Genomic DNA, 6221 nt, shown 5'->3' with positions numbered 1-6221 from the left:
TAACCATAGAACAAGTAAGCAAAATGACGATGTTGTAAAACGTCTTCAAATTATAATTGAAGCAGGTAGCTATAAGCTGGCTAAAGAGCGTCTAGAAAAAGAAGGAGTCGGATCTCAAAAGCGAAACTATAATCTATTGAAACCCGATGAACAGAGCTCAACTATAATGACAATACCTGACGATTATGTACATTATAGGGCTCCACGAGCTTTAACAGTTCGAGAAATGGCTCGACTTCAGTCTTTTGATGATACTTTTGTATTTCAAGGTAAACGTTCAACTGGAGGGAATAATAGAAAAAATGAGGTGCCTCAATTTACACTTGTGGGAAATGCTGTTCCTCCTTTAATGGCAAGAGCGATAGGAGTGGAAATCCTTAAAAATATTAAGTAAGCAAATTACAAAATATCAAAATATCGAAGATCATTGGATAAACTTTGAATTGCATTATTCAATTGTGACCGTTGATTAGTACCGTGGTAAGCATTGCGAAAATTATTATTAAATATTTCCTTAAGAGAACTTGCTATACCACTTTTGGATGGGTAACCCCAATAATTTCCACCTGTAAGATTTCTTACTCTATTTACAGCAGTAGAATTCTGTTTATAATTATCCAAAGAGTTAGTCGGAACAGTACAAAAAGAATAACTGAATCTTGCTAAATCATGAATTGTAAATCCATTTTTGCCCACAGAAATTGAAGTGCTTGCAAAAGCGGTCGCTTCATATATCATACTCCATAGCATTGGAATTTGTGAATTATCGTTCCAGTTTGTTTTACATTGAATAATACCAATTTCAAAATCATCAAAATGAAGCTCAGCAAGCCTATTAAGTATTTTTTTGCAATTATAATTACCTCGGCTTAGATTCGGAATTACGTTTCCTCTTTGGTCATGAATTGTTAAATTATCTTTATCATTAGTAAATTCTAATTTATTTGGAAATACAACTATTGTTATATCTGATTCCGTATTACTTTTAAAATTACCATAATTGACAGATATAGAATCTCTTAATGGGTCAGGTAAATCACTTATTTTTCGTAGAGCAACAGCATTACTTCCCACTAGACAAATATTAAGATACCAACAAATTAATCCTTCCCAACCATATCCACCACCTGAAACTTCGCTCTGTGATCTTCCAGAGGATCCTGTTGTTGCAAATATTGAAGATAGATTGTCTCCAATATTTAGAATATCAGATCCCTGTGGAGTATTTCCGATATAGTTTTGAATTTCGCTTTTCCATATTGGCCATCCATTCCTAAAAGCGGACAATTCAAAACAGCTTTCAACAGATTGTTTTCTTAAATATTCAGGTATTGAATTATACATTATATTTCATATTTGATTGCGAATATAAAAATTTAAATGCTTCCTGCTGTAGGCTATAAGTAGAAATCTCTAAAGTTAAAATTTGAATTAATGATAAAATAGAAGCTGAAAACTAGGAATTATTGAGGTTATAGTTTAATAAAGTTGTTTAAAGGATGTTTTGGGGTTAAATTGTTGGAGTAGGGGAGTGAACTATAAAATCCTCCCGCTAGGGGCATTGGATGTAATTTTTATCTAATAAAATAGATGCTTCATCTAAGCCTACTTTTTTATTTAAACTAAAAGTGCTAGATTAGAAAAACTAATATTTTAACTAAACCTAAATATCATGCCTGTAAAACATACCCCAACTCAAGAAGTACATAAAGGATCAAAAGGTGGAACAACCGGATGTGGAACAAATACTAATGGTCATCCTAGTCATTGGTTGAATACAAGTGAAAGAATTACTTGTGGGAAGAATGGTTGTAAGAATTAGAATATTTCTTATACAAGGAATTATTAAAACAAAGTGAACTAATTGTAGTATGATTTATATTGGAACCAATTTGAAATATTCCAGTTACTCAAATATTCTTGGATGCATTCAAATCAATACTTAAACACATCTCATGACAACTAGACCAAGAAGTCACATATTGGAAGATGAATCAAAAACTTCACTAAAAAAAATATTACCCCAAGAATGGTTAGTTACTGAAAATTCTCATGATTATGGCATAGATCTTCAAGTTGAGATTTTCACAAGTGAAGGAAAAACAACTGGTCATGTTTTCTGGATTCAGTTAAAGGCTACAGATTCATCGATTAAAGCACATCATCACAAGTTTAGCTTTTCCAAAAATAAACTGAGGCAACTATTCTCGTACTCTTTACCAGTAATTATCATAAGGTATTCAAGTATAACAAAACTTTTTTATTATGAATGGGCTAATACTTTATATTTTTTTCATATTAATAAATCTAATAAAACCGTAACAATTAATCTACCATATCAATGGGACACTAAATTGACCCCAATTGAAATAAATAAATATTTAAGGGTACATGATGATGCCGTTAAAGGGTATTATAAATTACCTATTTCATGTAGCCTAATTCCAAAATCAAATGATGTTCTTCGATTTAAAAGAAAATTAAGAAACTCAATAGAGGAATCAAGTTCAATTCTTAAAGTTAAAAGTAAAGAAAATTCATCATCTTCTTTCCTCAAAATATACTTGGAAAATAATTTAATTATACTTTCACTTGGAGACTATTTGGGTACAAATTTTTCATGTGATAAGTTGAAAGATTCAGAACCTACTAAAATTAAAAATCTAATTTATTTGGGAGTTCTTATTATCCTAGGAAATGCTAAAAAATTTGATCTATTTCAAACGGTAATAGAGAAAGAGAGCCTTTGGGATAGTATCACTTATTCAAAGGAAATATTTGCTAATTTGCTTCCTAAAATACTAAATCAACAGTATGCTAAAACTAATTTGAGAAAGATTTTTAATATACTTTCTGTTGTAAAAGACCCAGAAATTGAAGCTATTACTGCAATGATTTTGATCAGCCTTATAGGAAGTAATGATCCAGATATCTTGGATGCAATAGAAGAATTTTATCTAAAAAAATTAGAAATTGCTAAAACTGAAAAGAAATCTCTCCGCATAGCTTTAAATCACTATAATTTAGGTAATTTATATCGAAATCATGGAAGAAATTTGGAAGCAATTTATCATTTCAATAAATCAAGAAAATATAATTCGGCTTATTATAATAAAGATTACTTTTTAAGAGAACTTGGCAATACTTTATTTAATTCACAAAAATATAAGGCCTCCTTAAAGGCCTTTGAACGTGCATTAAAAATTAACCCAAATGATGTTTTATTGCAACTTTTTTATGGTGATGCTTTATTATTTACAGGTAAATATGGTGATGCAATGGAAGCATATGATAAATTCCTTCTATATGCTCCAGCTCAAAAAGTAAATACTCAGGAAGCACATCTTAAATTTACTTGCTTAGCTACATTAATTGAATGTGGTTTTCCTCAAATACAAATAAGGAAATCAAAGATAGCAAATGATTTAGCAGATCCGCAGAATCTAAATAATAATGAAGATTTTTTAGATAAATTAGAAAAAGCGCTTATTGATTTTGATATGTTATCACCAATAGTTTGGTTTAACTATGCATATGAACTTAGAAAAATTGATAAAGAGAACAATGTTACAGTAAATGATCAGAATTTGATGATTCCTATAGGGTTTGTTATGACTGCAATTATTATTAAATATGATAAAATCGCTTGGAAAGAAGCTATATTGTCATATTTGTTTACCCCACAATTATTTCCTTTTATTGGCTATGTTATAAATACGGCAGTTTTCTACTGTGGACTAACATTAATTGATGAAATTCAAAATCATCTTATAGAGATTAATTCAAATAATAAATTTACAGATGAAGAAAGTATTGAATATTTAATTGATTTATTAGATAATCTTGTTGAAGACTATAAAGAACCAAATGAAATAGTAATATCAAAAAGTGCCAATGGTTTAATTAATTTGAGAATGGAGTATATGTAATTATTTTATATTATTGTACCCTCATTGCCGCCATGCTTTGCATGGTGGTAAGGTTTTAGCCAAAATAAATGGGAGAGAGGTGAGTTTAGAAATCAGATGCACCACCTTGTTCATACTCAATCTTAAGTATTCGCCAGTTGAATTCACCGGCAGGAGTTTTTACAATGACTTCATCACCTACAATTTTGTTTAAAAGCGCTTGTGCCAGAGGTGAGTCCATCGAAATATAATCTTTATTGCCAATAAGCTCTTCGTATCCGACAATACGTAGTCGTTTTTTTAGTCCTCTATCAATGTTCTCAACTTCCACCCAGGCGCCAAACATTACTTTGCCTTCCTGATGAGGATGATAATGTATTACTTTAAAATTATCTATGCATTTGCGTAGGTAACGAATGCGACTATCAATTTCACGTAAGCGTTTTTTATTGTAATGATAATCAGCATTTTCTGATCGGTCGCCTAAACTGGCGGCCCACGAAACCTTGGCCGTAACATCTGGACGTACAACTTTCCACAAATAATCATGCTCTTCTCGCAATTTTTGTAATCCATCAGCAGTAATCATTTGCGAACGATTAAGTTTAGGCAGTGTTGATTCTGGAATTTTACGTCTCATGTTTAGATGATCTTATTATAGCGCAGTCGAAAAATAATAGATTGAGGAATAATATCCTGAGTAATCAATGGATAAACAATAAAAATTTTCTTAGTCCTAGGTATAAGTCTATTTTTATTGCACCAAATCTTCAGTTTACTGTTATTTTTAATGCACTGCTTCACTTACTAAATATATAGCTAGAGAATTGTATCAGATATTTAAAAAAGTAGAATTATTTAATCTCCATAGTGGGAATAGATGCATTCACAAAAACGATTTTTTAAATTAGGGTGAAATCACTGCTTATTCTTCAGAAAATTTCAAATCTGAAAACTAACTAGAATTTCAATCATCATACAGAAGCAGGGCCATGGCAAATGAGTACGGTTTATAACAAATTTTTATTGAAATTCATTTACATTTGAGCGATATGAACGGAGTTTCCAGTATAAGCTTAATCAGTGTTTTTTTATTCCTTCTTCTTACTGCTTTTTTAGTCCTTCATAGGTCAAAGAACAGGGTGGGCAACATTTTATTCGCTTCTTTCCTTCTGATAACTTCTATTGATCTATCAGGACAGTTTTTGGGAGACTTTTATAGAAATCATCTATTCTTTAATCAAGTTCGATTGGCACTTGGATTACTTCAAATGCCTCTTTTTTATTTCTATGTCAAGAAGGTTTGTTTTAGCGATTATGAATTAGATGCAAGAATAATCTGGCATAGCCTACCCGCTATAATTTTTATCCTACTATTTTCCATTTTTGGAGTCTATCAAAAGCTTGAAATAGTGTATATAATTGCTGTACAGCTACAATACTATGTATATATTGGGGTTATTTTATTGACACTCCAAAAGTACAAACGCATTCACCTCAAATATCATTCACTTCAAAGTGAAACCTATAAATGGCTCATGACGATCGCTATTCTTTTTCTTATAGGCAATACTATTGTACTTATTCGGGGTGTTTTTGAAGCCTTAAATGAATTCCAAAGGTTTCCAACATTGAATTTAGGAATAGCTTTATTTGGGTTGGCTGCAGCCTCATGGTTTGTACTCAACAGCATGCGAAATCCGGAATTATTCACTCGAGTTAATGAAAACGCTGCAGATACTAAAAAGAATATGATAGCCGAAGATGCTCAGCTTCAAGAAGAAGTAGAGCAATTATATAACTATATGAATTCCCATAAACCTTATCTGGAAGAAGCATTAACGCTACAGGATTTGGCTGCAAAAACTGAGATCCCAGCTAAGCGTTTGTCCTTATTAATAAATCAAAAGATCGGAAAGCATTTTTTCGATTTCATTAATGACTATCGAATTGAAGAATCTAAAAAGCTACTCCAAGAAAGCGAGCTTACTATTCAACAGATTATGTATGAAGTAGGCTTTAATTCAAAATCTTCTTTCAATACCGCCTTTAAGAAAAACACCTCACTTACGCCTTCCATCTTCAGAAAACAATCGGTTTAAGAGTGTCGCCTTTATCGTTTGCAGCATTATTTCATAAAAAGGGTTCGACTTTCGTCTAATCGTACTTAGAATCCATTTAACAGTGATTTCTTTGCCTCAGTTAGTAATCAAACCTTAAAACAAACGAAATGAAAAAATTAAAAAGAATTGCCATCATAAGTGGATGTGTTCTTGCTTGGACCTTCTTTGTCGGCCTTGGTTTTATCAATGG

At 31.4% G+C, this 6221-nt stretch carries 6 protein-coding genes; 4 read left to right on the top strand and 2 right to left on the bottom strand.

The genetic code is table 11. From position 1 onward, the window contains the following. On the top strand, positions 1–394 hold a 394-nt coding region (locus tag Q0L29_RS10330; RefSeq protein ID WP_296621421.1), incomplete at its 5' end, for a DNA cytosine methyltransferase. A 5-nt stretch (positions 395–399) separates the two neighbouring features. Here the strand turns inward: Q0L29_RS10330 and Q0L29_RS10325 are convergent. Continuing rightward, the gene (locus Q0L29_RS10325) at positions 400–1344 is read right to left on the bottom strand and encodes a hypothetical protein (RefSeq protein WP_296621419.1); all 945 of its coding nucleotides are present in this window, start codon (positions 1342–1344) and stop codon (positions 400–402) included. 328 nt (positions 1345–1672) lie between these two features. Here Q0L29_RS10325 and Q0L29_RS10320 point away from each other — a divergent pair, with 328 nt between their 5' ends. Further along, a complete protein-coding gene (locus tag Q0L29_RS10320) occupies positions 1673–1822 on the top strand; it encodes a hypothetical protein (protein ID WP_296621417.1) in 150 nt (49 codons plus the stop codon). 160 nt (positions 1823–1982) lie between these two features. Continuing rightward, entirely contained in the window at positions 1983–3929 is a 1947-nt protein-coding gene (locus Q0L29_RS10315) for a DUF4365 domain-containing protein (RefSeq protein WP_296621416.1), read from the top strand. A gap of 85 nt (positions 3930–4014) precedes the next feature. Here the strand turns inward: Q0L29_RS10315 and greB are convergent, their stop codons facing one another. Continuing rightward, on the bottom strand, positions 4015–4548 hold the full coding sequence (gene greB / locus Q0L29_RS10310; protein WP_296621415.1) for a transcription elongation factor GreB: 534 nt from the start codon (positions 4546–4548) through the stop codon (positions 4015–4017). A 412-nt stretch (positions 4549–4960) separates the two neighbouring features. On the opposite strand from greB, the gene Q0L29_RS10305 reads away from it, so the two are divergent. Continuing rightward, positions 4961–6010, top strand: coding sequence for an AraC family transcriptional regulator (locus tag Q0L29_RS10305; RefSeq protein WP_296621423.1), 1050 nt, complete (start codon positions 4961–4963; stop codon positions 6008–6010). Positions 6011–6221: the final 211 nt, after the last annotated feature.

Source organism: Marivirga sp., assembly GCF_024636815.1.
In the GTDB taxonomy this organism is placed as follows: Bacteria; Bacteroidota; Bacteroidia; order Cytophagales; family Cyclobacteriaceae; genus Marivirga.
Note: the sequence above shows the minus strand (reverse complement) of the source record. Positions and strands in the feature narration are given on the sequence as shown.

Bases quoted from the DNA above. Each gene is read 5' to 3' on its own strand.
- Q0L29_RS10325 (WP_296621419.1), bottom strand. From the start codon at position 1,344: ATGTATAATTCAATACCTGAATATTTAAGAAAACAATCTGTTGAAAGC.
- Q0L29_RS10320 (WP_296621417.1), top strand. From the start codon at position 1,673: ATGCCTGTAAAACATACCCCAACTCAAGAAGTACATAAAGGATCAAAA.
- greB (WP_296621415.1), bottom strand. From the start codon at position 4,548: ATGAGACGTAAAATTCCAGAATCAACACTGCCTAAACTTAATCGTTCG.
- Q0L29_RS10305 (WP_296621423.1), top strand. From the start codon at position 4,961: ATGAACGGAGTTTCCAGTATAAGCTTAATCAGTGTTTTTTTATTCCTT.